25 protein-coding genes and 1 tRNA gene are annotated in these 24,110 nt (G+C 45.6%); 14 read left to right on the top strand and 12 right to left on the bottom strand.

Translation table 11 applies throughout. The features are described 5' to 3' along the window. Nucleotides 1-113 precede the first annotated feature (113 nt). The 4 genes from dapB to V7O64_RS11025 form a co-directional block, all read right to left on the bottom strand. On the bottom strand, nt 114-905 hold the full coding sequence (gene dapB / locus V7O64_RS11040; protein WP_407355441.1) for a 4-hydroxy-tetrahydrodipicolinate reductase: 792 nt from the start codon (nt 903-905) through the stop codon (nt 114-116). Beyond that, on the bottom strand, nt 902-1,777 hold the full coding sequence (gene dapA, locus V7O64_RS11035) for a 4-hydroxy-tetrahydrodipicolinate synthase (protein WP_407355440.1): 876 nt from the start codon (nt 1,775-1,777) through the stop codon (nt 902-904). Before dapA ends, dapB begins: the two co-directional genes overlap by 4 nt. Nucleotides 1,778-1,800: 23 nt before the next feature. Next, entirely contained in the window at nt 1,801-1,995 is a 195-nt protein-coding gene (locus V7O64_RS11030) for a 30S ribosomal protein S17e (RefSeq protein WP_209622332.1), read from the bottom strand. Nucleotides 1,996-2,137: 142 nt separating this feature from the next. Then, a complete protein-coding gene (locus V7O64_RS11025; RefSeq protein WP_407357331.1) occupies nt 2,138-2,425 on the bottom strand; it encodes a hypothetical protein in 288 nt (95 codons plus the stop codon). Nucleotides 2,426-2,617: 192 nt separating this feature from the next. Here V7O64_RS11025 and dinB point away from each other — a divergent pair, with 192 nt between their 5' ends. The 5 genes from dinB (at nt 2,618) to V7O64_RS11000 (ending at nt 8,128) form a co-directional block, all read left to right on the top strand. Further along, complete coding sequence (dinB, locus tag V7O64_RS11020; protein WP_407355439.1) at nt 2,618-3,712, top strand: DNA polymerase IV; 1,095 nt, start codon at nt 2,618-2,620, stop codon at nt 3,710-3,712. Between the two features lie 384 nt (nt 3,713-4,096). Further along, on the top strand, nt 4,097-6,013 hold the full coding sequence (locus tag V7O64_RS11015) for a methyltransferase domain-containing protein (RefSeq protein ID WP_407355438.1): 1,917 nt from the start codon (nt 4,097-4,099) through the stop codon (nt 6,011-6,013). Between the two features lie 118 nt (nt 6,014-6,131). Continuing rightward, a complete protein-coding gene (locus tag V7O64_RS11010) occupies nt 6,132-6,416 on the top strand; it encodes a ferritin family protein (RefSeq protein WP_407355437.1) in 285 nt (94 codons plus the stop codon). A gap of 18 nt (nt 6,417-6,434) precedes the next feature. Beyond that, nucleotides 6,435-6,707 carry a ferritin family protein gene (locus V7O64_RS11005; protein WP_407355436.1) on the top strand — a complete coding sequence of 91 codons (273 nt, stop codon included), beginning with the start codon at nt 6,435-6,437 and terminating at the stop codon, nt 6,705-6,707. Nucleotides 6,708-7,090: 383 nt separating this feature from the next. After that, nucleotides 7,091-8,128, top strand: a complete 1,038-nt coding sequence (locus tag V7O64_RS11000; RefSeq protein ID WP_407355435.1) for a PEF-CTERM sorting domain-containing protein — start codon at nt 7,091-7,093, stop codon at nt 8,126-8,128. Between the two features lie 26 nt (nt 8,129-8,154). Here the strand turns inward: V7O64_RS11000 and V7O64_RS10995 are convergent, their stop codons facing one another. The 4 genes from V7O64_RS10995 to V7O64_RS10980 all read right to left on the bottom strand — a co-directional run bounded on the left by V7O64_RS10995 (nt 8,155) and on the right by V7O64_RS10980 (nt 11,083). After that, a complete protein-coding gene (locus V7O64_RS10995; RefSeq protein ID WP_407355434.1) occupies nt 8,155-8,898 on the bottom strand; it encodes a heparan-alpha-glucosaminide N-acetyltransferase in 744 nt (247 codons plus the stop codon). A 16-nt stretch (nt 8,899-8,914) separates the two neighbouring features. Then, nucleotides 8,915-9,385, bottom strand: a complete 471-nt coding sequence (locus V7O64_RS10990) for a Zn-ribbon domain-containing protein (RefSeq protein WP_407355433.1) — start codon at nt 9,383-9,385, stop codon at nt 8,915-8,917. Between the two features lie 118 nt (nt 9,386-9,503). Further along, the gene (mtnP, locus tag V7O64_RS10985; protein WP_407355432.1) at nt 9,504-10,367 is read right to left on the bottom strand and encodes an S-methyl-5'-thioadenosine phosphorylase; all 864 of its coding nucleotides are present in this window, start codon (nt 10,365-10,367) and stop codon (nt 9,504-9,506) included. A 17-nt stretch (nt 10,368-10,384) separates the two neighbouring features. Beyond that, entirely contained in the window at nt 10,385-11,083 is a 699-nt protein-coding gene (locus tag V7O64_RS10980) for a phosphoribosyltransferase (RefSeq protein WP_407355431.1), read from the bottom strand. Nucleotides 11,084-11,262: 179 nt separating this feature from the next. Here V7O64_RS10980 and V7O64_RS10975 point away from each other — a divergent pair. The 3 genes from V7O64_RS10975 to V7O64_RS10965 all read left to right on the top strand — a co-directional run bounded on the left by V7O64_RS10975 (nt 11,263) and on the right by V7O64_RS10965 (nt 13,711). Beyond that, nucleotides 11,263-11,337 (top strand) — tRNA-Met (locus tag V7O64_RS10975). A 76-nt stretch (nt 11,338-11,413) separates the two neighbouring features. Then, nucleotides 11,414-12,247, top strand: coding sequence for an EamA family transporter (locus tag V7O64_RS10970; RefSeq protein ID WP_407355430.1), 834 nt, complete (start codon nt 11,414-11,416; stop codon nt 12,245-12,247). Between the two features lie 144 nt (nt 12,248-12,391). Continuing rightward, the gene (locus V7O64_RS10965) at nt 12,392-13,711 is read left to right on the top strand and encodes a signal recognition particle protein Srp54 (RefSeq protein ID WP_407355429.1); all 1,320 of its coding nucleotides are present in this window, start codon (nt 12,392-12,394) and stop codon (nt 13,709-13,711) included. 2 nt (nt 13,712-13,713) lie between these two features. Here the strand turns inward: V7O64_RS10965 and V7O64_RS10960 are convergent, their stop codons facing one another. Then, a complete protein-coding gene (locus tag V7O64_RS10960) occupies nt 13,714-14,283 on the bottom strand; it encodes a GMP synthase subunit A (protein WP_407355428.1) in 570 nt (189 codons plus the stop codon). Nucleotides 14,284-14,602: 319 nt separating this feature from the next. On the opposite strand from V7O64_RS10960, the gene V7O64_RS10955 reads away from it, so the two are divergent. The 6 genes from V7O64_RS10955 to V7O64_RS10930 all read left to right on the top strand — a co-directional run bounded on the left by V7O64_RS10955 (nt 14,603) and on the right by V7O64_RS10930 (nt 20,971). After that, nucleotides 14,603-15,970, top strand: a complete 1,368-nt coding sequence (locus V7O64_RS10955; protein ID WP_407355427.1) for an RAD55 family ATPase — start codon at nt 14,603-14,605, stop codon at nt 15,968-15,970. A 173-nt stretch (nt 15,971-16,143) separates the two neighbouring features. Then, nucleotides 16,144-16,941, top strand: coding sequence for a 2-amino-3,7-dideoxy-D-threo-hept-6-ulosonate synthase (locus V7O64_RS10950; RefSeq protein WP_407355426.1), 798 nt, complete (start codon nt 16,144-16,146; stop codon nt 16,939-16,941). Between the two features lie 35 nt (nt 16,942-16,976). Continuing rightward, nucleotides 16,977-18,119 carry a 3-dehydroquinate synthase II gene (locus V7O64_RS10945; RefSeq protein WP_407355425.1) on the top strand — a complete coding sequence of 381 codons (1,143 nt, stop codon included), beginning with the start codon at nt 16,977-16,979 and terminating at the stop codon, nt 18,117-18,119. A 16-nt stretch (nt 18,120-18,135) separates the two neighbouring features. Next, a complete protein-coding gene (aroD, locus tag V7O64_RS10940; RefSeq protein WP_407355424.1) occupies nt 18,136-18,840 on the top strand; it encodes a type I 3-dehydroquinate dehydratase in 705 nt (234 codons plus the stop codon). Continuing rightward, nucleotides 18,837-19,652 carry a shikimate dehydrogenase gene (gene aroE, locus V7O64_RS10935; protein ID WP_407355423.1) on the top strand — a complete coding sequence of 272 codons (816 nt, stop codon included), beginning with the start codon at nt 18,837-18,839 and terminating at the stop codon, nt 19,650-19,652. The genes aroD and aroE overlap by 4 nt, the downstream gene beginning before the upstream one ends. 2 nt (nt 19,653-19,654) lie before the next feature. After that, on the top strand, nt 19,655-20,971 hold the full coding sequence (locus V7O64_RS10930; RefSeq protein WP_407355422.1) for a prephenate dehydrogenase: 1,317 nt from the start codon (nt 19,655-19,657) through the stop codon (nt 20,969-20,971). Between the two features lie 66 nt (nt 20,972-21,037). On the opposite strand, the gene tpiA is transcribed toward V7O64_RS10930, so the two are convergent. The 3 genes from tpiA to nth form a co-directional block, all read right to left on the bottom strand. Then, nucleotides 21,038-21,706, bottom strand: coding sequence for a triose-phosphate isomerase (gene tpiA, locus V7O64_RS10925; protein WP_407355421.1), 669 nt, complete (start codon nt 21,704-21,706; stop codon nt 21,038-21,040). A gap of 295 nt (nt 21,707-22,001) precedes the next feature. Further along, nucleotides 22,002-23,180: a bifunctional 5,6,7,8-tetrahydromethanopterin hydro-lyase/3-hexulose-6-phosphate synthase gene (locus V7O64_RS10920; protein ID WP_407355420.1), complete on the bottom strand. Its 1,179-nt coding sequence runs from the start codon at nt 23,178-23,180 to the stop codon at nt 22,002-22,004. Nucleotides 23,181-23,402: 222 nt separating this feature from the next. After that, the gene (gene nth / locus V7O64_RS10915; RefSeq protein ID WP_407355419.1) at nt 23,403-24,014 is read right to left on the bottom strand and encodes an endonuclease III; all 612 of its coding nucleotides are present in this window, start codon (nt 24,012-24,014) and stop codon (nt 23,403-23,405) included. Nucleotides 24,015-24,110 lie beyond the last annotated feature (96 nt).

Here is a 24,110-nt window from a genome sequence, read left to right as displayed (position 1 = left end):
GTTAAATAAAGACGGGATGCAATAATATGCGCACATATTGTGAAAACTGTGCCACAAATGAACACATTGCTCCGGAAAAAACTCATCTGTAAAAAAAACAGAAAAATGGGTTATCAAAGACCAAGAATATCCTGCATTGTGTAAAGACCCGGCTCCGCCTTTGCTATCCATTCGGCTGCCTTTACAGCACCACCGGCAAAAGCCTGCCTTGAATGCGCCTGATGCTTTATTTCGATCCTCTCACCATCACCTGCAAAGAGCACTGTATGGTCGCCTACGATATCACCGCCGCGAACTGCATGTATACCTATCTCTTTTCCGCGTGGTGCAAGACCTTCGCGTCCATAGACATATTCCTTACCGCCCAGAACCTCACTGATAACCTCAGCAGCACCCTTTGCAGTACCGCTTGGAGCATCCTTCTTCTGGTTGTGATGGGCCTCTATTACCTCAATATCAGCATCTCCAAGATACTTTGCAGCTTCCCTGAGGATCCTGAAGAATACGTTCACGCCCACTGAATAATTGGGGGAGATGATTCCTGCAACGTTATTGCTTATGATGGAATCCTCAATTGTCTTCTTCTGCTGCGGAGTAAAGCCAGTGGTACCGATAACAAGGTTAACACCACAGGCTGCAGCCCTTGGCGCATTTATGATCGTGGCACCTGCTATAGTGAAATCGATAAGTACCCGGGTATCGGTATCCTTCAGAACAGATTCCATGTCTGCAACATCAGAAACGGGTACATTCAATTTACCTGTCTGGGCGACCTCACCCACATCCATGCCTATGTTCACAAGATCAAAGGCCGCAGACAAATGAAGTTCTTCTGATCGGAGGATGTTGTCGATTATAAGCCGGCCCATCTTCCCGGATGCACCGGTCACTGCTACGTTTATCATGCGATACACCCCATATTACGAAGGACATTTTCAAGCACAACACTGTTCTCCTCGCTAAGCGGCGCAAGAGGAAGCCTCATTGTTCCGCCAGAGAGTCCAAGCAGTTCGACAGCACGCTTTACAGGGATAGGATTCGTTTCCATGAACAGTGCGCGAATGAGTGGTGCCATTTCAAAGTGAAGCTTTCTTGCTGTAGCAAGATCCCCTGCACTCACAGCCTCTGTAAGTTTGACCATCATTTCAGGAACTATGTTGGCAACAACGGATATCACACCTGTGCCCCCCATAGCCAGAATCGGGAATGTTAATCCATCCTCACCGGAGATTACTTCAAAATCCTCATCCACAGTCTCTTCAAGTATCCGGGACAACTTGCTGAGACTGCCACTTGCCTCCTTCACAGCTACGATATTATCAACCTTTGAAAGCTCAACAATGACCTCTAAAGGCATATCCTGCCCTGTACGGGAAGGCACGTTGTATAATATGATAGGGATATCCGCAGACTCGGCTATTTTCTTAAAATGAGCTATCAGACCTGCATTATTGGGCTTGATATAATAAGGAGATATAATGAGAGCACCGCCTGCTCCCGCGTCCGCCGCATGCCTGGTAAGTTCGACTGCCTCAAGGGTGTTATTAGACCCGGTGCCTGCAACCACAGGAACCTTCGCATGGTCCACGCAAAGGTCGATCAGTTCTTTATGCTCTGCAGTGGTAAGTGTTGCGGATTCACCGGTCGTACCGCAGACCACAACACCTGAAACACCGCCCTCTTCAACGTAATTGACAATATTCCTGAAACTTTCCTTATCAATAGTGTTATCGTTAAAGAATGGTGTTATAAGGGCAGGCAGAACTCCTTTAAACATAGGAACATCCCTCCCTCAGGACCTTACTCTCTGGGCCTGTGTGTCATCTTCCTTGTCACGTAACCTGCTACACGGTTTCTGATGACCTTACTCTCAATAGTAGTGTACTTTGTCACAAGGTGCTTGTTTGTGTCAAAGTCGGTTGTGAACACGTCCCCGTGGTTTTCAGCTAAGCGAATTGCGATTCTCTTGATATTGGTCTGTCTGATATTTCCCATGATAATTCTCCATTATTGCATATTGAAAATCTATGATAGTGAATTGCACCATAGTAAATGGTACCGGGATATAATAAATACCCTTACATTTATACCTTTTGGATTAGCGAAGATGGGAACGGATATCCAATTATATATATGATCATATATCGGTCTTACCAAGGAAGCGGTCAATTGTTTTCGCATCCCTGAAAACCTTCTCCCTTTGACCTTTTTGATTTACCAGAAGAGCAATGAGAATTATCAAAAGACCTATATTGGGATTCCATAAGGTGAACAATATGCCCAGAAGTACAAGAGTCGAAGCAATCAACCCCTTCATAGCACCCTTACGATAGGATTCATACCTGGTCCTTTTATAGATACGGATATCCCTCAGGGTCAGAAAGAGAACTACGAAATAAGCCAGTATTGCTATATGAGTATACATTCTTGCACCAGTCATTCATCAAAGTCCCTGATATTATATCAGTTTTCCGTCAAACATGCCGCATATCGACCATTTAGTATTCACACAAATTATAGTATTCGCACTGATATTATATGTGAAACAACATAAGATATGACACTACTTTGCTAAATCCTGTCAATATAAATTAAATCCCAACCATAGATGTACCAAATGAAAAACCCATCCGGTGAAAGAATAACATTGCACCTGGACATGGATAGCTTCTACTCAGCAGTGGAAGTACGGGAGCAGCCTGAGCTTAAAGGATTACCGGTAGTTGTAGGTTCAGACCCAAAAGGCGGCATGGGCCGGGGAGTTGTAAGCACATGTTCCTATGAGGCCAGGGAATTGGGGATACATTCCGGCATGCCCATATCAAAGGCATACAGACTCTGCCCTGATGCCGTGTACCTCCGTGTCAACTTGAAGCTCTACAAGGAAGTATCGGAAAGCATAATGGGAACGATACGTATCTTTGCCGACAGGTTCCAGCAGGTAAGCGTTGATGAGGCATACATCGATGTTGGAGATTCCATCAATGATTACCACTCCGCGATACTCCTTGCAAGGAAGATAAAGAACGAGGTCTTTCGCCTGCATGGACTTACCTGCTCCATAGGAGTTGCACCCAACAAGGTTATTGCAAAGATCGCATCAGATCACAACAAACCTGACGGGCTTACGGTCGTAAAACCGGAGGATATCCAGGAATTCCTGTCCCCGATGCACATATCAAAAATACCCGGTATCGGAACGAAGACACAGCCACTGCTTCATGAGATGGGCATTGAGACCATAGGACAGCTTGCATCATCCGATGTACAGCTGCTGATATCGCGCTTCGGGAAATCCGGAGTAGTTATGCATCAGCTTGCAAACGGTATAGACATGCGTGAAGTAAAAGAGAGGGAAGAGGTAAAATCCGTCAGTACCGAGGACACTTTTGACGAGGACATATCAGACCCATTGCAAATTGACAGATACATTCACGAACTTACAGAGAAGGTGCATGAATCGATCACCAGGAAGCACTTCAGGTTCCGGACAGTAACGCTGAAGGTACGTTTTGAGGATTTCAGGACATATACACGTGCAAAAACATTGCATACAGCTACTACGGATAAAGAAACCATCAGAAAGACTGCCATGGGACTTATGGAAGAGTTCCTTGGGAAAGGGAGATTCAGGTTACTTGGCGTAGGGGTCAGCAAACTGGAAAAGCTTGACAAAGGACAGACATACCTGACTGATTACCTGCAGCAATAGTCCGGCAGGGAGCAATTGTGAAGAGATTATATCATTTAAGACAAAATGAACAAAGGATTTATAAGGCCCTTGAAATGAAAATAAATACCATAATAAGATACAAATTGAATTAAAAGTATTTTGAGATTTTAAAATGTATAAAAAGAGATATTGAAGGATTATATACAAAATATAGATGTTTAAAACTTCAAAAATGATAATTAAAGTATATAAAACATAAAAACTAATATTGAACTATTTTAACTAGATGAAAGCATATTTAAAGGGCATAAAGCAACTTATAACCTGATAAAAGATATAATCATAGATTTTTTATTCTTAAATGTCCTATATGCTCTTTGAATGCACCGAGTATGCATTCCAAAAAATAGAGGGTTATACCTGATGAAAGATAGATCCAGAGATTATCAGAACAAAGAAAAACAAAAACCAAGGACATTAGGTCCTGTCCCACACCTGGAAGAGCATGTGAACCCGGACTGGTGGAAAAAGATATTCAACTCACTTTACCTGAAGACAGATGCAGATATCGTAGATGATGCATCCATCACAAAACAGGAGATAGATACTTTTTCTTCCATCATGAAGCTGAATCCGGAAAGCCACGTACTTGACCTGTGTTGCGGGCAGGGGAGACACTCCCTTGAACTTGCAAGAAGGGGTTTCAGGAACATAGACGGACTTGACAGGTCCCATTACCTGATACAGAGAGCTAAAAGCTCTGCAAAGAAAGAGAGTCTTACAGTCAGATTCAGGGAAGGGGATGCAAGAAAGACCCCATATGCAACAGACAGTTTTGATGTTGTTATGCTCCTTGGCAACAGTTTTGGTTACTTTGAGACATCTGATGAAGACCTCAGGGTACTGAAAGAAGTAAAAAGGATACTCAAACCCTGGGGTAAAATTCTGCTGGATGTGGCTGATGGATCATACCTCAAGGAAAAATACCAGCCAAGATCATGGGAATGGATCGATAAGCATAACTTTGTATGCAGAGAGCGTTCCCTTTCCACAGACGGACAGAAACTGATATCCAGGGAAGTGATAGTCAATGATGGTTCAGGCGTTATTGCAGACCAGTTCTATGCTGAACGCCTTTACACCAGCGAATCCCTGATAGAACTTCTTAAAAAGGCAGACTTCGCCGATATAGACATAGTTGATGCCATAGACTCCCGGACATTGAGAAACCAGGACCTGGGCATGATGGAAAGACGTATACTGGTCACTGCTTCGGTGAGAAAGGAGTGGACACCTAAGAAGAAAAAAGGGAAAGATGTCGACAAGAACATTGTAGTTGTCTTTGGCGATCCCAGAAAGAATGATTCACTGAAGCCATGCGGAGTCTTTGATGATGATGATATGTATACTATCGACCAGCTAAAAGGAGGGCTGCATGACATAGAAGGGTACTCTTTCAAGTACCTGGACAATCATGACACCCTTATAAGTGACCTTTCCAGAATAAGAGGAAAAACGGATTTCATTTTCAACCTGTGTGATGAAGGCTATGGGAATGACCCTAAAAAAGAGTTGCACGTACCTGCAATGCTGGAAATGCTGAATTTACCGTATACAGGATCCGGGCCGCAATGTCTTGCCTTTTGTTATGACAAGGCATTGGTCAGAGGCATAGCCAAGGACCTTGGAGTACCCGTACCTGAGGGAATCGTTGTGAAAGGGGAGGACAGTCTTTTTGAATTGCCAATGGATTTCCCGGTTATAGTAAAACCAAACTTCGGAGACTCAAGTTTCGGGCTGAACCAGCACAGTGTATGCAGCAACCGCGATGAGGTCGTAAGGGCCATATATGACATAAGGGAAGGATTGGGTTATGACAAACCAATACTTATCGAGGAATTCCTTACAGGTAAGGACCTGAGTATAGGGATAATCGGAAATCCTCCTGAAAACTATACAGTGCTTCCGCTTACACAGGAGGACTATTCACAACTGCCCGAAGATCTGCCCAGGTTATGCGGCTATGAAGCGAAATGGATCCCTGATTCACCATACTGGAAGATAAGATCTGCTCCGGCCGATCTTCCTAAGGAGACCGAGGAGATGATAGTTGAATGCAGTCTTAAACTAATAAACAGGCTTGAGTGCAGGGACTACACACGCCTGGACTGGAGACTTGATGCTGCAGGCAACCCCAGGCTCCTGGAAGTAAACCCTAATCCCGGGTGGTGCTGGGATGGACACCTGGCAAAGATGGCAAAGTTTGCAGGCATCCCATACAGCGAAATGATAGGAATGATACTCAAGAGTGCAGATGAGAGGATATCTGCGCACAGGTGACCAGCCGGTGCCATGAACCGCGATCATCATCCTTTTATTCCAGATGCCCCGGCAGTTATAAGTAATCAGAGTAACCATGGATTACAAGGACAAATGGAAATAACAGGAGAGTGGAAATATGTTCTCAAAAGTACCGATAGATATTGCAAAGATCAAAAAGGAAGATATAAACAAAGAGATCCTCAGGGCTGCGCTGGTTGCAGAACTTGATGCCATCAGCCTTTATGAGCAGATGGCAGAGATGACAGAGAACCAGGAAGTGAAAAGGGTCTTGCTTGACGTTGCCAGGGAAGAGAAGACACATATAGGGGAGTTCCAGACGCTCCTGCTGAGAATGGACAAAGAACAGGTCGAAGAACTTGAGGCCGGCAGGGAAGAGGTCGAGGAAGAGCTACAGGAATAAACAGAGGAGGTGGATACCTTGTTCTCAGAAGTCCCCATAGATGTTGAAAAGATAAATGCAGAAGACCTTGACAAGGAAATGATGAGAATTGCCATCATGGCAGAGTTCGATGCAATAAACATGTACGAGCAGATGGCAAACCTTACCGACGACAAGGACCTCAAAACCATCCTGCTTGACATAGCAAGGGAAGAGAAGATACACGTAGCCATGTTTGAAACAGTACTCATGGAAGTGGACCATGAATACCTGAAGGTCATGGCAGATTATTCACTGGCAAGGAAAGAGTAATTAGCCAAACTTGAGTCCGGGTTTCACTCAAGCATTTATTTACTTAAATTCATTTATTTATTTATTTATTTATTTATTTGTTTTACAGTTAGTTAATTGTTAATTATATTGAAAATGCATTAAAGCTGATCGATTTTCACCTGGCTATGAAATGATTAGTATGGATCAACGGACATTATCAGTAAATCAATATGAATCGTAGTAATTTCACATATTAAACTATATAATCATTCCTGATTGTTTAATCCATCATCATGATTATTATTTTTTGGCTTTTGAAAAGCTATTTATACAGATTCACAGATAATGTAAAATGGTTGGAATAGAGCTTCATTTTGAAGAGATATACTCCACCCGCATAAACAAACGGTGGTATGATAAAATTGAATAAAATAATAACATTACTATTAGTACTCTCGTTGCTAATAGGAACAGGCGCAGCAGCAAACAATGACCTTGATACAAAATACACGCCTCAAGTGTCAGTGAACAATATGAAGGTTGCCGCTGCAGCAGAAACAACTATTGACAACGGAGACGGGACATTCACGTATACTCAAACTGTGAATCAATACAGTACAGCACCCCACTACGTAAAACCTGCAAATGGTGGAGGATTTGGGATATACAGCTGGTGGAATCAGGACTATGGGTGGTTGCATACCTTTGACATGTGCAGCGAACCCAACATGACAATAAACTCAGTACAGCTCATAGTTACTGCATGGGATGTAGACTCTGACATAGAGGATGGAGAGTATGACCACCTGACTGCTGACGGAGTGGATATGAACCCGGTATACCTTCAAGGATTCAATGATGAATGGTCAGTAACCACATTTGACGTTGATCCTACCCTGTTGATGGACGACTGTGAACTGGAGATATTCATGGATATTGACATGAACAACAATTATCGCGTCTGGGCAACAACACTGGATAAAAGCCAGCTTATCGTGGTTTATAGTTATGGGAACAACAGTGCACCATATCAGCCTGTGGTAGAAAAGAGTCCTGCAAATTGTGTGGACACCGAGGATGACCTTGTTGTAACAGTCATCGGGCCAAACCCTGAAGACCCTGATGGAGATGAAGTTACATATAAGTACAGATGGTTTGTCGACATAGGAACTGGTGGATACCTTGATGATGATTTTGCCATTCTTATTGATCACACGAGCAACACCGTGCCTGCAGCGAATACCGAAATAGGACAAAAATGGATGGTCCAGGTAACCCCTGTAGATGAACATGGAAGACAGGGACCAATTGCAGAGGTTGAATTTGGAGAGATTGTAGAGAAATGCTCCAATGGAGGAGGCTCCAATGGAGAAGAAATCCCCGAGTTTCCGACACTGATCCTTCCAGTGGCTGCAATAATTGGTCTTGCACTGGTATTCCAGAGAAGTAAGAAAGAGTAAGTGAAACACTTACTCTGTTTTTATTTTTACACCAATATGAGCAGCAATCCCACGATCACCGGCTGATGGACCAGGTAGATCAGCAGTGACTTTTTTCCAAGATACACCAGTAACCTTACAACTGCATTGCTTTTGCATTCACACATCCTGAATTTCCTTTGATAACCGGAATACAGGCTGTTTCCCGTAAAGACACCTAAAAGAACAACACCAAACCACGGAACAAGAGGGAAATAGTCAAGAGTGTAAAAACCATGTGGTTTAATGCCAAGCCATAGAAGCCAGGGAAAATCCGCATATGCAGTTTCCATAAAGAATCCTGAAAACAGTACAACCACCCCTGCAAGCAGAGTAAGCGACCTGTATTTCAGGAAGGGGTAGGCAAGTATGATGGAAATACCTATCATATGCAATATCCCGAAATAGATGGTGCCCTTTTCAAGAACCGTTGCCGTAACAACAGTGATCAGAAGACCCCACGAAAAGATGCCTGTCCCTCTTCTGAGAAGATGAGCAAACTGCCCCCGTGCATCCCGCCGGGCCAGAACATATCTTGAATTACTCAGTGTAAGCGAAACACCCACAAGCAGGATAAATAGTATCGCAGCACTTCTTCCCACTATAAGGAGAAGTCCGGAATTCATATCAAGATCAGCGATACCGAGAAAATCAAGGTCATAAAAGAAATGATATATCACCATCAAAATGATTGCAATGCCACGCAGGGCATCGACTTCGAAGAAACGTTCTTTAGAAGTTCTATCCATCATATATCCCGCAAAAGGATCACTTACTCTTCCTGCCCTTTTTCTTCTTCTCATCATCCTTCTTGAAAACAGAACCAAGGTGCAGTGCGTAAGTACCATCCTCTTTTATGGCCATGACAAGTTCCTTGCGGTCAAGCAGGGAATCAAGGTTCAGTTCATACGAACCCGGGCCAAGGATACGGACAGACTCCACCCTTTCACCATCCTCTTCAGTTACACTGGGCTCCTTCTTTTTTACACCCAGTATATCATCGATCTCTCTGATGATGGTCTCAGAAGTCTTATCGGATTGGCTTGCAGAAGATGTTTCATCAATGATGGCGTGCCCTTCACCTGCTTCAGTTCCCTGGGCTTTCTCCCCGGCGGACTTCTCAAGCTCCTCATCCTTTACATAGAGGAACTTGTTCCAGCCACATTTAGGGCATCCGCTAAGTATTACTGAAGCACCGTCTACAAAGATAGATTCGCATCTTGTACACTTATGAGGCATTGATCCACCGACTTAAATAAGCGCCATGATATATTAAAACACTTGCGATAAGCTGCAAGTGGTAGCAAGCCAATCATTCTTCATTACTCTACCATTCATTGATTCCATCTTAATAAGTTCATTCATCGACATATTTACGGATAAGAGGAGATAGCTTTCTTTTTGTCTCATTGGGTATCATTGAAGGAACTGTAGTTATAGCACCCATCAGGGCATCCTTGCACATACAATGCTGCTCAGGCTCGAGTCTGTCAAGTGCAGCCATAATGATATCCTTTACAGCAGCTTCGTTCTTCATGGCATTTTCGATCACTGCCTCAATTGTCACGTCGTTATCGTGCCATACATCATAATCTGTCACCGTAGCGATCATGGAATAGCAGATCTCGGCCTCCCGGGCAAGCTTTGCCTCAGGGATGGCAGTCATGCCGATTATATCAAACCCGAGTGCCTGGTAAACCCTGGATTCTGCCCGGGTGGAGAACTGGGGACCTTCCATACAGAGATAAGTTCCACCTTCCTTGACATTATAATCTTTTGACCTGGCAACATCCACTATGGTCTTTGAGGTCTGGGGACAGAAAGGATCGGCAAACCCCATGTGTACTACAATACCGCCCTCAAAGAAAGTTGCTGGCCGGGATTTAGTATGATCGAATATCTGGTTAGGGATAACTATATCCAGCGGCTTGAACTCCTCCCTCAGGCTTCCGACTGCAGATGCGGCTATTATGCGTTTTACACCAAGTTTTTTGAGTGCGAATATGTTGGCCCTGGAATTCAGTTCTGAAGGAGATATCCTGTGTCCCACACCATGTCTTGCAAGGAAGCAGACTGTCTTATCCCCGTGCTCACCGATTGTTATGGAGTCAGAAGGTTTTCCAAAGGGTGTGTCTACATCTATGATCCGAACATTGTCCAGCAGATTAGCATCATATATGCCACTTCCGCCGATTATAGCAATATCAGCTTTTTCATGCATAATATCCCACACGGAACTCAAACAAGCTTCCAGTACTGTTTCCCATCTTCACTAACAGAGCTTACCATACCTCTGCGATGCATCTCTTCAAGCACCTCCAAAAGTCTGCCAGGCTGAGCTATTTCGAATGCAAACGAATCCAGGGAATGATACATGTATAGACCATGTCTGATCGCAGGGATATCCCACATTATCCTTTCCTCTTTTTTCATGAGAGTTGATATGAGATCGGACATATCTTCGATGAAATTCCATGGGAATACTACCCATGCCCATTCCTCGAGGCGTTCACCACAATAATCGGGATCATGTTCGGAGGAATCAAGGTACTGGAGAGTTGCGGTCCTGAGCTCTTTGGGATTGTGCTGCTTTACATATTCAATGGAGCGCAGCAGGCTCTTTCCAGTATCGGCTATGTCATCGACCAGAAGTATGTTCTTCCCGGCAACCGCATTATCTGCAAGCGGATATCTTATCATTGGTTCATCACCGGCAAGCGCAGTTCCAAGATAATGTTCGATCTTCAGGCTTGTGAGATCATCCAGCCCCAGGAAATCACAAAGTACGCGACCTGCAAACCATCCACCTCTTGCAAGGGCAATTATCATGTCAGGCTCATAGCCTGAAGCTTTTACCTCATTTGCAACTTCCCTGCAAAGGTCGTAGATATAATCCCAGTTCGTAACAACACATTTGAATTTATCAGGTAAGACCATTTATTATTCTCTCCGAGTCATTATATTTACACTGATTATTTACCCAGATAAGAGATATATTTTTGCTATAAATAATAGCCCGTCTCCAGCAATATCAAATACCGGTCCATACGCAAACTATATCTGTAATGAAAACGTTGATGGGGGAGTACCCTTCCAAAAACAACATCAATCTCCAAAGCGGGGTGGGGTAGCCAGGAGATCCCGACGGGCTCATAACCCGTAGACCGATGGTTCGAATCCATCCCCCGCTATTTTTCTTGTATTTTAACACAATATGACCACCAATGAACCATTCGTGGTCCCTTTTTTCAAATCCAGGTGGTTGAGATGGATCTCACTATTGCTATATTCGGACTTGCAGCAGCAGCCTGCTGGGGTGCCGGTGATTTTTGCGGAGGATTTGCAACAAAAAGAAACGGAGTATTCATCGTTGCCATAATTTCCCAGATCGTAGGGATTACACTTCTCTCAGTGGCAGCAATCGTATCCGGTGAAAACATTCCGGGAAACGGGGATCTTCTATGGGGGGCAGCCTCAGGACTTGCTGGCGGGATCGGCCTGCTTACTCTCTACCACGCCCTGTCGGTTGAAAAGATGGGGATCGTTGCACCGGTCACAGCCGTATGGAGCGCATTTGTACCCATGTCATTCGGGATTATAATAAACGGGTGCCCCACACCCGGCCAGTTAACAGGGTTCTTTTTTGCATTCACCGGTGTGTGGCTGATATCAAGGGAAGAGAATGGTCCGAAGATAGAATGGAATAGGATAAGGCTTCCTTTAATAGCTGGCACGGGGTTCGGTCTTTTTATGATATTTATCGACCAGGTACAGAGCAGCGGGATCCTGTGGCCTCTTGTAGGAGCAAGAATGGCATCCATCCCAGCATTCATAATAGCTGCTATCTATATCAGGCAAACCGGGATACCGCATCTCAGATATTTACCACTGATAGCATTGGCAGGTTTCCTTGATACCGGAGGCAATGTATTCTACGTGCTTGCAGCAAGGACAGGAAGAATCGATATTGCTGCCATACTCACCTCACTCTATCCTGCAGTGACGGTACTACTGGCGTGGCTACTCCTGAAAGAAAAGCTGAAGAGCAGGCAGTGGATCGGTATTTTTTCCGTGCTGGTTTCTGTGATGCTGATAACATGAACATAAAAAGTGACAATATAGCCGGGTAATAGAACCTGTTTTAACATTTAATACAGTAAAACAACTAAAGCTTTCACAACAGAATTAAATATGAACTGCCCATTTAATAGAACAAAAGAGAGAACTGAACAGGATGATCCTTAAATGGTAATGGACAAACTCGGGAATTCCCTGCAGGATGCCCTGAAAAAACTGGTGAAATCGGGGCGAATAGATGAGCGGACCGTAAATGAAGTGGTCAAGGATATCCAGCGGGCTTTGCTCCAGTCAGACGTGAACGTCAAGCTGGTAATGCAGATGTCGCAGCATATCAAGGAACGTGCACTCAAAGAAGACGTCCCCTCCGGAATGAGCCCCAGGGAACACATAATAAGGATAGTGTACCAGGAGCTTATCAATATAATAGGGAAGAGTACCGACATTCCCCTCAAGCCCCAGACAATAATGATGATAGGTCTGCAGGGTAGCGGTAAGACGACAACGACATCAAAGCTTGCACGCTACTTCCAGAGGAAAGGGCTTAAACCTGCTGTTATTTGTGCCGATACTTTCAGGCCCGGAGCATACCAGCAGCTCAAGACGCTCTGTACCAGACTCAACGTTGCATTCTATGGAGAAGAGGGCAATCCGGATGCTGTGGGAATTGTAGAAAGAGGCCTGAAAGAGCTTCAAAAACATGACGTACTGATCGTAGATACTGCTGGAAGACACTCACTTGAGAGTGACCTTATAAAGGAAATGGAAGACATACACACTGTGGCCAGGCCGGACTATAAACTGCTTGTACTTGATGGCGCCATCGGACAGCAGGCCAGTGAACAGGCAAAAGCCTTCAATGATTCCATCGGGATATCCGGCGTGGTTATCTCCAAGCTTGACGGTACCGCAAAAGGAGGTGGTGCACTCTCTGCAGTATCCGAGACAAACTCATCCATAGCTTTTATTGGTGTGGGCGAGACACCCGATGACCTTGAGAGATTCGAGCCTGACAGGTTCATTTCACGCCTTCTGGGAATGGGCGACATCAAAAGCCTCATCGAGAAAGCGGAGGAAGCTCTCGGTGAAGAGGACTTTGACATGGAAGCAATGCTCCGTGGCAGATTCACCCTTAAGGATATGTACAAACAGCTTGAGAGCCTCAATAAGATGGGACCCATGAAACAGATCATGCAGATGCTCCCACTTGGCGGACTCGGTGCCAAGATACCCGAAGATGCATATCAGGTGACAGGAGATAAACTTGGTAAATACCGGGTGCTTATGGATTCCATGACCGAAGAAGAGATGACCAATCCCAGAATAATAGGAAGTGCCCGCATCAAGAGAATTGCCAGGGGGTCCGGATGCAATCCTGAGGATGTCAGGGAACTCCTGAAATATCACAAGATGATGCAGACCGCCATGAAAGGTTTCCGTGGTGGCAAGTTCAATATGCAGAAGATGATGAAGAAAATGGGAATGTGAGGTCAATATTTCTCACATATCTCAAAAAAATTAGTCAACAGCTGTTCTCCTTTCTCCGTGTGTGCAACCTCAGGGTGCCATTGCACACCAAAGATAGGCCTTTCCACATGCCTCATTGCCTCATATTCACATATTTCTGACCTTGCAAGCTGTATGAAATCCTCAGGAAGTCTTACAACCTCATCCGCATGGGAAGCCCATACTGAGGTTCGGGGCCCCAGGCCCTTAAGGAGCTCATCCTCTTCAACAATTTCGACCTTAATATCTGCATAACCGCCTGATGTCCCCGGCGCTACTTCTCCCCCGAAGGCCTTTGCAATTACCTGATGACCCAGGCAGATACCAAGTATAGGAAGATCGATGCTCTCCACGTATTCAAAACATAGCCCCGCCCTTTCCATTGCAGGGCCCCCGCTTAATATAAGCCCGTCCGGCTCCTCGTCAAGGATATCATCAACAGGTGTTGTGTTGGCAACTATCCTGCTTTCCATATCAAGGTCCCTTACTGTGCGGTGGATAAGATGGCAGAACTGCCCGTAATTATTGATAACAAGAATTTTCAATTCTCTCATGATCGGTTCCCTTATTGCGTTGTATTTTCACCATTTATTTAATAAGTGAAATAATGATAATGTGATATTGCAATTATAGTAATTCCCATATAAGAGAGTTTCATAACATACAATACAGTGCTTTTGCGGAATTTAAGCAATACATACTACACTAATACTGCAAAAAATCCTTCCCCATGAAAGTAATGAATAATGTTAAGTAAAATCATCAAGTAAACTAACTATGGGAGTAAATGGCTGCATAAGAACAAAATAAAATATAGATAGTGAAAGTTAATTCTCCCTTACTGCCACAGCAATGCTTAGGCGAGGTAGCACATTGGAAACCAGAAGCACAGGAATACCAGGCTTTGATGAGATACTGGGCGGAGGCATAGTAGTCCCATCCACAATATTGATAGCAGGCAATCCAGGTAGTGGAAGGACCATTATGGGAGTACAGAGTTTATGTGAAGCTGCAAGGAACGGGGAAAACGTCCTGTATGTATGTATTAGCACTAAATCAGAAAGTTCTGTGAGAGAAAACCTTGCAAGTTACGATTTTTATGAGGAATCGCTGAATATACGCACATTCAGCGTCAGCTCTGTTGAGAGGGATCCGCTTACAATGCTGGTGGAACTAGGGAATTTTGTTGCATCCCTTAAACCTGACAGGATACTCATAGATCCCGTCACACCTATTGGTTTCGGCTTCCCCGAAGCTGAAAGAAGAAGGTTCATGTATTCACTTAATGCAGCCATTGGTGAGTGGAATGCCATTGTATATCTTACAGGAACCATGTCGCAAACGGACGTATGCAGGTCAGTTGTCAGCGATACGGTCGAGGGAATAGTCTACCTTTCCCAGGATATCCAGAGAAGAGGCAACCATCGAATAATCAAGATCATGAAGATGAACCGGCCAGATTATATCGATGGTGAGCACACATTTGACATTTCAAATAATGGAATCGTCATCTATCCCAGAATAACTGCAAAGGACGCAGAAGAACCAGCAGGATCAGAAAGGGTCGATGTGGGAATAAACAGGTTTAAAGAATTAAGTCGTGGAGGCTTGTTCAAGCATTCTTCTACATTGATAGCAGGAAATACAGGAACAGGCAAAACATTATTTGGCCTGCATTTCATTGTTCACGGAGCCATGATCGGTGAGCCGGGAGTAATAAGCAGCTTTGAGGATAGCCCGGCGGAACTGCGCCGCTATGCTGCAAGCCTTGGCCTTGGACTGGAAGAGCTTGAGCAGCAGGGAATGATAAAGATAATGTACACTCCGCCCTCAGATATCAATGCAGGCAGGCACGCAAATGAGCTCAGGGAGTGCATCGAAAAAACAGGGGCAAAAAGAATCCTGCTTGATGAGATATCAGGATTTGATTACGCCTTCGGGGATCCCATAGCCAAAAGCGAGCACATAGCCAGCCTTATAAGGCTTTTCAAGAACATGGGAGTTACATCCATGCTGATAAGCGGAAACCGGGCAGCTGGCAGCAATGTGCTTACATCCGAAATACCATTATCCCCACAGGCGGATGTGTTAATACTTCTTAAGCATGTGGAAATAGGCAAGGAGATAAAAAAGACCATGTCCATCCTGAAGATGCACGGAAGCGACCACGAGAAGCGTCTAATTGGATACGAGATTGATTCTGAAGGAATACATATTGGCGAGTTCCTGAAGGATATGTGATACTCTTTGTACTGTTTTATGCCGAAATATCCACAAAAACATTTAAATATAAAAGTGTGCTACTATGTCACATAGTAGCATGGTTAAATCATATAGAATGGCAGAGTACATGAATGAACAGCATGCAACGATTATATACATTTAACATCTAACAACTACAATGGTGAATAGATATGACTGATATCGGTAAAAAGATCCGTATAGAAAGAATAATGCACAGAGACAGTAGGAACATGGTAATAATCCCCATGGACCATGGTATATCAGATGGCCCTATAAAAGGCCTTATAAATGTGGCAGATTCCATAAACAAGGTTGCTGATGGCGGAGCTGATGCGGTGCTCATGCAAAAGGGAATTGTCACCCATGGGCACAGAGGATATGGGCATGATGTTGGATTGATAGTCCACATGAGCGCATCCACATCCCTTGGACCTGACCCCAACAACAAGGTCCAGGTATGTTCGGTGGAAGAGGTAATGAAAATGGGTGCTGATGCCGTGTCAATACACGTGAATGTAGGTTCTGAGACCGAGGCGGACCAGTTGCAGAAACTGGGGAGTGTAGCCGAAGAGTGCAACTACTGGGGAATGCCGCTTCTGGCAATGATGTACCCCAGAGGGAAGGATATCAGCAATCCGCATGATTCAGAGCTTGTAGCACACGTTGCAAGAGTTGGTGCCGAACTTGGTGCTGATGTTGTAAAGACCCTCTACACGGGTGACCCGGATACTTTCAAGGATGTTGTACTGGGATGTCCTGTCCCCGTAGTAATTGCAGGCGGACCAAAGACAAATACTGACAAGGAATTCCTTGAGATGATCCAGGGATCCATGGAAGGAGGAGCCAGAGGCGTTGCAATAGGAAGGAATGTGTTCCAGCACGAGAACCCTACAAAAATTACAAAAGCCATAACATCGATAGTGCACCATAAAACTTCAGTAGAAGAAGCGCTTGAAATGCTGAAATAACACCATATGCTTTTTGCGCTTGCGGACGTGCTCATATGAAAAGTAAGATGATCTGGATAAAAGCCGATGAAGGCAGCTGGGAAGAACGCAAGACTGTGGTCACCACAGGAATGGAATCTGGTGTGGATGCCGTACTTGTCAACGCTGCAGATGTTGAAAAAGTGAAAGAGCTAGGAAATGTGAAGGTTGCTGCCTTTGCTGCCGGGCAGGTGGAAGGAGCGGACATAATCGTCGTAGGAAAAGGCGGGGAAGGAGATGGTACAAAACCATTGCCTCCGGATTACAGTGGATCCCTTGATGTTACAACAGCCCTTCGCCTGAAAGAGAAGGGACTTAAGGTCGCAGCTTATGTGATAATCCGGAACAAGGATTATGAGAACTTTGCAGCCGAGATGGGAAGTATCTGTGATTACCTTATAACCATAGGCACGGACTGGCAGGTCATTCCACTGGAGAACCTTATTGCAGGACTACAGAAAAAGGATGTTAAGCTCATACCAGGAGTTAAGAATGCAGAAGAGGCAAAACTTGCCTTTGAGACAATGGAACATGGTACAGACGGGGTTCTGCTTGACACAAAAGATCTGAGCCAGATAAAAAAGACAGCTGAGATTGCTGAAAGTGCAGGTGTCATAAACCTCCGGATGCAGACGGCTGTTGTCACAAGAGTGGAATCTGTGGGTATGGGAGACAGGGTATGTGTGGACACCTGCAATCTTATGGTCAGGGGAGAAGGCATGCTTGTAGGCTCACAGGCAAACGGTATGTTCCTGGTGCATTCCGAATCAGAGGAAAGTCCGTATGTCGCATCCAGACCTTTCAGGGTCAATGCAGGTGCTGTACATGCTTACATAAAGGTTGGAGAAAAGACCCGCTACCTTTCAGAGCTTAAAGCCGGCGATGAGGTAACCATAGTGGACGGCGAAGGGAAGCAGAGAACAGGAGTCGTCGGCAGGGTAAAGATAGAAAGGAGACCCCTTGTCCTGGTGGAAGCAGACCTTAACGGAAAGATAGTAAAGAACATCCTGCAGAACGCAGAGACCATAAAGCTCGTTACCGCAGATAAAGAGCCGGTATCTGTTACAGAACTAAAGGTTGGGGATGAGATACTTGTCCACTCCGAGGATATAGGCCGCCACTTCGGGATGAAGATAGAAGAGACCATTATCGAGAAGTGAAGCAAGGGGTGCCCCGATGGTTATGATAGGGAAATTGGACCTTGATGAAAAACCTGCAATTGTTGCAGTTATAGACGAGGATCCTGCAGAGAATGCCAGGGCTGCCAAATGGCTGGGAGCTGACGTACTTGAACTGAGACTGGACCTCCTTGAGTTTTCAGGTATTGAAGAGGCAAACAAGACAATTGAAAGGATAAAAGTCAACACAGACCTTCCATGTATTGCAACCAACAGAGTACAATGTGATGGCGGGAAGTGGCAAGGAAGCGAAGAGGAAAGAATTGCATTACTTATTGATATAATGCCTTTTGTCGATGCAGTGGATATCGAGCTCAGCGCAGACAGTGGATTGCGCCGCAAGGTTATAGAAGCGGCAAAGGCAAGGGGAGTGACTGTAATAGTTTCGGCTCATGATTTCAATGGTACTCCATCTGCGCAGGAGATGAAGAACATCCTCCACAGTGCACACGAAGCTGGTGCTGATATCGCAAAACTGGCTGTCATGGCCAGGACAAAACAGGACGTACTCAATATACTGCAGGCAACCTATGATATGGAAAAACCTGTTTGTACAATTGCAATGGGCCAGATTGGCAAACACAGCCGCATAATTGCTCCATGCTATGGTTCATGCCTTACATACGGAGCAATAGCCAGAGCCGTGGCACCCGGACAGATAAAGATACATGAACTTAGGTCAGCCCTGGAGATACTCTTTTGAGAACGGTTTTTGGCGTATTCGGAGACCCCATAGCACATTCAAGATCTCCCGACATGCACAATGCAGCTTTCAGGGAACTTGGCATGGAGTGCAGCTATCATGCTTTCAGGGTGAGCCCCTCAAAACTGAGGGATGCGCTTCTTGGAGCAAAGGCCATGGGATTTGGCGGAGTGAACCTCACTGTCCCGCTGAAACAGGAGGCATTGAAGATCGTTGACGCCGACCCGCTGGCTGCAAGCATTGGTGCGATCAATACCGTTGATTTCAAAGAGGAAATGAGGGGTTACAACACAGACGGGACCGGGGCAAAGCGCACCCTTGAGGAAAAAGGTGTGATGATCGCGAACTCCCGGGTGCTTATCGTAGGTGCGGGAGGAGCTTCCAGGGCCATTGCATTCCAGTTTGCAAAAGACGGAGCCGATATCACCATAGCCAACAGGACCGCAGGTAAGGCTATAGAGCTGGCATCTGATGTCTCAGCCGTGGGTATTGCCAGTGGGTGCGGACTTGAGAACCTGAAGGGATTGATCGCTGATAGTGACATACTCATCAATTGTACTACCTTAGGGATGCACCCCCACACCGAAGGAACAATAGCAACGGCACAGGACATGCACCCTGGACTCACTGTCTTTGACATCGTCTACAATCCCCTGGAGACCAGGCTTGTAAAAGAGGCAAAGAAAGCAGGTGCAAAGGCAGTTACCGGTGAAATGATGCTCATCTACCAGGGTGCAGAGGCGTTTAAGATCTGGACAGGCGTTGAACCTCCTATTGATGTAATGAAAAAAGCAGTATTGGAGGGTTTCTGACCTTGAAAGTCCTGATCATTGGCGGCACTGGTGAAATGGGACAGTGGTTCACCCCTTTTTTCAAAAAAAGAGGCTATGAGGTTATAGTGTGGGGGAGCAGCGGCAAGGTGGAGATTGCAGAGCGAATGGGGGTGGAATTTGCATCAGACCTTGGCGGCGCCATACGCACCAGTGACATCGTAATTGTAACAGTACCCATCAACATCACCGAGAAGGTCATCAGTGAAACTGCACCCAGGATGAAGAGTGGAAGCCTGCTAATGGATTTCACCTCCCTGAAAGTAGGACCCACTGAAGCCATGAAGAAATACGCTCCGCAAGATGTTGAAATACTCGGCACCCACCCTATGTTCGGACCATCCATACCAGGCCTGCACGGACAGATATTCATACTGACCCCCATTGAAGGGCGATGTGACAGATGGTTCCCCGTGATCAGAGCACTTTTTGAGGACGATGGAGCGCACATCGAAGTCATCAGCCCGGCAGAGCACGACAGGTTCGTATCCGTTGTGCAGGGACTGACACATTTTGCATATATTACCATAGGCACAACCTTCGATAAACTTGATTTCAGTGTGAACGAGTCAAGGAGATTCATGAGCCCTGTATATGACATAATGCTCGATTTCGTTGGCAGGATAGTGGGACAGAACCCATACCTCTATGCATACATCCAGATGGAGAATCCGGAAGTGCTCAGGGTGCATGACGCTTTCATGCAGCAGTGCAGCGAGATGTCCTCCATCGTCAGGAAAAAGGACGTTGAAGCCTTCACTGCAAAGATGAAGGAAGCTGCCGTGCATTTCGGTGATACTGCATCGGCGCTGCGCCGCTCGGATAAGCTCATCAACTCAAAGATAGCGGAATTTGACAGGCTTCTGGATTCAATCGGGCAGGAGATCGGTGTCAGGCACATCTATTCAGGGATTGTGCATACCGGTATCGTTGACAAGGTAACTCCAAGAACCGTTGTTCTGGAATGTGGCAGCAAGATGGTACCTCTCAAAATCGAGAACATTCGCCTGTTAGACGAAGAGGAACTGCATGAGTGGAAATTAGGGAACCTTGAGCATCATTTGAGGGATATATCGGTGCTGATCCCTGAAGGAGCTGATGCTGAAATGATCATGGAACTGGTATCCTGCAATGATAATATAGTCTCAATTGAGATCATTGACAGGTATCAGGGTGTTGAGGGAACGGAGAGGCTGAGTGTTACATACCGCGTCATGATAATAGGGGATGTTTATGTTGAGGGGGTTCAGCAGGTTGTGGAGAGGCAACTGAAGGGGATTGGTTGTAGTATCAGAGGATAAAAGCAACCGAAGACAACTCTGCCAGGAATGATTCCTGACAGATGGAATTGGCTTAAAAAAGAATGATCAGACCTTACTTACAAGGTCCTCAAGTGCAGCCTTCGGGTCAGCGGCCTTCACAATACCTGATGCCAGCAGCACACCCACAGAACCGAGTTCAAGAGCTGCGGCAAGATCCTCTCCTTTTGAGATACCTGCACCGCAGAGAACCTGTACTGCAGGGTTGATCCGCTTTACTGCTTTGACCGAACCTGTGACAACCTCAGGATCTGCTTTTGACACAGGGATACCGGAACCGATGAGCTCGGGCGGTTCCACTGCTACATAATCAGGACCCAGGGCTGCTGCAGCGGCTGATGTTGCAACGTTGTTGGTGCAGACTATCGTTTTAAGCCCGGCATTTTTTGCGGTTGTAATGGATGCATCGATGTTTGCCAGGGTAAGGCGGCATTCCGAGTGGTTGATGAGGGTCCCGACCGCGCCTGCATCTTTTATGCATTGGACGAAAGCATGTCCTGTGAAGCTGCCTGCGCCTACCGGGTCAAGGCTCTGTGCATAGACCGGCAGGTCAACCTGTGTGGCAACACGATAGATATCACAGAACTGGGGGGCAACACCGATCTCAATTCCGCTGTCATCTGCAACTTCCTTACATGCCTGTGCAACCTTTACGGCGCCTGCGCCTGTACCCTCAAGATAGGTCTTAAGGTTCAGGACAATTAATGTAGAACTCAAATTTGATCACTCCAATACGAATTTATCAGTATAAAGATGAACAGAAGTATAAAGGTAACTGTAAGAAAAGAAAAACGAAAATAAGCTTTGCAGAAATCTTCTGTACATAAAAACACAGATAAAAGCTGATTCACGCAGATGCTTTTTAATCTGTGTTACCTGCTAAACGACTATTCAGCAGGTACTCAACTCCGTAGGAGGTAAGTGTATCCGTGTTCATCTGTGGCCCACAATTCAGTAACAACAGATATTCTACAAATCCTGATAAAAGAAAAGCGTATGGCATTCCACACGCTTAGAAGTCGGTCATTACCCTGAACTGGTCGATCTCGGGGTTGTTAAGACCTTCAATGAATTTCTCGGCAATCTGCCTTACATCCTTTGCGTTGGTGATAGCCCTTCCGACCACAAGGACATCAGCACCTGCGCTGAGTGCTGCAGGCATTGTATCGATACGCACACCACCGGCCACTGCCACCAGGATCTTTGGTGAGAGTGCCTTGATAGCCTCGATGTTGCCCCATGCATGCTCGGTCTCCTCGATGTCGATACCGCGGTGAAGTTCAACTACATCCGGAAGTACATCGAGCTTCTTGAGCACTGCCACAGGGTCATCACAGTTGAGTGTGTCCATGACAGCATAGATACCTGTCTTGTGGGCTTCCTCGATTGCCTTGTTCAGTGTTGCGACCGGTGCGAGTGCGGAAACTACAATTGCGTCTGCGGTTGCGTCTGCCACCATACGTGCCTCGAGGTTTCCTGTGTCGAGGGTCTTAAGGTCAGCAACGATGAATGCATCAGGACGGATCTCCCTGAGCTTTGAGATTACGTCAACACCACAGCGTTTGATAAGAGGTGTGCCTGCTTCCAGAATAACGTGGTCGCTCTTTGGGATCTGGCTTACGATGCTCAGGATCGCACTGAGATTCGGATTGTCAAGTGCAACCTGCAGGTATGGAGGGTTCCAGAGCCTTGATACCTTGAATCCCATGATTGCGTGACCCATCCTGTCCTTCTCCTTGAGTACCGTGTCAACATCCGGGAAGCCATCTACTGCACGCTTTACAGCCAGCTTGGTTGCTCCGTAGTTGTACCTGTAGATCTTGTTGTAGTCCTTTGCCTCAGGGTGGATAAAGACACTTGCAACAACAACGAGGTCCTCAACATCCATGTCGCCGAATGCGCCTTCTTCTAGAGCATCTGCAACAGCCTTTGCAACAGCAGCCTGTGCAGGACCGAATATCTGGGATGCCTGACCCATGTTCTTTACCGTGACCTTTGGCACGATAAGGGTTGCCGGCTTTGCCGGAAGGTTAGGGCGGATTACCGAGAGCAGAGGTGTGTGACCTGCTGATAACTGTGTTAAACCGTTTGCGAATGCCTGACCTACAGGACCGTCTTTGTTTCCGATAATAAGGTCAACGTGTGCGAGTTCTGGTGCCTCGCCTATCAATGCTTCTCCGATTAGTAACATGATTCTCACTCGTTTATTAAATAAATATGAATATACCTAGGTAGTTTGTTTATGGCATTACTATTATTTCAGCACTAATTTGCCAGTATGGAATTTATCAGTTCTCATGCAAAACCAGCACTTTATATATTACATTTATGGCATAGTGCACGAGATTTGTGCTTTATAGATTATATATCAATAAATAGTTTGTTGAAGCTCTCATTTTTAATATGGGCACAGTCAACGTATCTTGGGACAGATATCTTCCATAATACACTCCCCGCACTTGGGCCCCACCGGTCTGCACACATTCTGGCCAAACAGCACCATCAGCCCGTTGATGTCCTTCCAGTCCTGCCTTGAGACTACCTTCTCAAGCTCTTTTTCCGTCTCATCCGGATCGTATGTCTTAACAAGACCCATACGGTTGGATATCCGATGCACATGAGTGTCCACTGCAATGACATCCTGCTCAAATCCATAACCAAGCACGCAGTTGGCGGTCTTGCGCCCGACTCCGGGCAGTTTGAGAAGCTCATCCATGCTGTCGGGGACAACACCGCCGTAGTCCCTGAGGACGATGCGGGAAATATCAATAATGCGCTGAGCTTTCACTCTGTAGAAACCCACGTTCTTTATCAGTTCCTGTATCTCTTCGGCATCTGCTTCTGCCATTTCCTGAACCGTGCCAAACACGCTGAAAAGCTTCTGTGTTGTGGGGATGGTCACATCATCGCGGGTGCGCTGGGAAAGAACAGTTGATATAAGAAGATAGAAAGGATCCCTGTTGATATGGAAATAACCTTCCGGGTACAGTTGTTTCAGGCGTGAGACCACATCTTTGACATACATCAGGTTATTGAGAAACACCGGAGTATAAAAATACTTTGCAAAAGATGGTATTCAATAATACTCTAAAATATTAAAAAATAGCCTGCAAAATTCAGT

This window comes from Methanolobus sp. WCC5, assembly GCF_045690325.1.
Taxonomy (GTDB): Archaea; Halobacteriota; Methanosarcinia; order Methanosarcinales; family Methanosarcinaceae; genus Methanolobus.
This window is presented reverse-complemented; position numbering and strand designations above follow the sequence as displayed.